At 70.6% G+C, this 1,083-nt stretch carries 1 protein-coding gene; it reads right to left on the bottom strand.

The window, feature by feature from the left end; translation table 11 throughout:
* Positions 1-893, bottom strand: an 893-nt coding sequence (locus tag ACFVUY_RS43355) for an IS110 family transposase (RefSeq protein ID WP_387737367.1), incomplete at its 3' end; no start/stop codon positions are given.
* Positions 894-1,083 lie beyond the last annotated feature (190 nt).

The raw sequence follows: 1,083 nt of genomic DNA, 5'->3' as shown, positions 1-1,083 counted from the left end.
TCGCCGATCTCGGCGAGTATCCGGGCGCCGGTGAGCACGGCCAGGCCCGGAAAGCTCGTGATGATCTCCGCATCGGGATGCTGCAGGAAGAGCTCCTCGGTGGCGCGCGCCAGGTCGTCGCAAGCCTGGCAGGCCGCCTCGAGCTGGCCGAGCAGAGCGAGTGTCTGGCGTCCCATCGCTCTTTCCACCAGGGCCGGTTGGTGCAGCCAGGACTGGCGGAACACCTCGAGCAGCCGGTCGGTCTCGGCCTCGATCCGGCGCTGGCGGCCGGCCCGCACGACGGCAGCCTTGAGCCGACTGCGGGTGAGCTTGGCGGCCTCGGCCGGGGTGGGGGCGATTGCCAGGATCGCGCGGGCCTCACGGGACAGCAGCCGCTCGCGCTTGCCGGCGAACGCCTCCAGGACCGCCGGGTAGTACTCGCGCAGGTGCGATCGCAGACGGTTGTGGGCCCGGGTGCGGTCCCAGACCGCGTCCTGCTGGGCCCTGGCAAGGACGCCGATCGCCTTGACCAGGTCGGAGTCGCCCGGTAGAGGCCGGTGGAGTCCGGCGTCGGTGCGCAGGATGTTCGCCAGCACGACGGCGTCCTGGTGGTCGGACTTCTTGCGAGAGACGACGTGCCGGTCTCGGTAGCGCGCCACGGCCATCGGGTTGATGGCGAAGACCCGACGCCCGGAAGCCCGCAGACAAGCCACCAGGAGCCCGCGCGAGGTCTCGATCGCGATCGGGATCGGATCGTCCGGGCTGTCGCCGTGCTCGGCAAGCAGTCGCAGCAGGTCCTGGAAGCCCGCCGCGTCATCACTGATCCGAAGCTTGCCCAGCAGGTGGGCTTCGGAGTCGACCACCGCCACGTCGTGATGGTCCTCGGCCCAGTCGATCCCGCAGGTCACGTGCATGCGCACCCCTTTCGAGCCTTCGCTGTCCGTCGGCGTCGAGCCGCGGCAGGACCACCCGGCGACCTAATAGAAGCGCTCGCGGGCGCACCACCCCATCAGCCGTCCGTGGCCCCAGCTGCCCCCGGGGTCCTCGCTCTCGTGAAGAGCTCCACGGCTCCGGCTGATCAGGAGGTGGCCCTGGGAACGGCTC

This window comes from Kitasatospora sp. NPDC058063 (genome assembly GCF_042885395.1).
GTDB classification, from domain to species: domain Bacteria; phylum Actinomycetota; class Actinomycetes; order Streptomycetales; family Streptomycetaceae; genus Kitasatospora; species Kitasatospora lactacystinica.
This window is presented reverse-complemented; position numbering and strand designations above follow the sequence as displayed.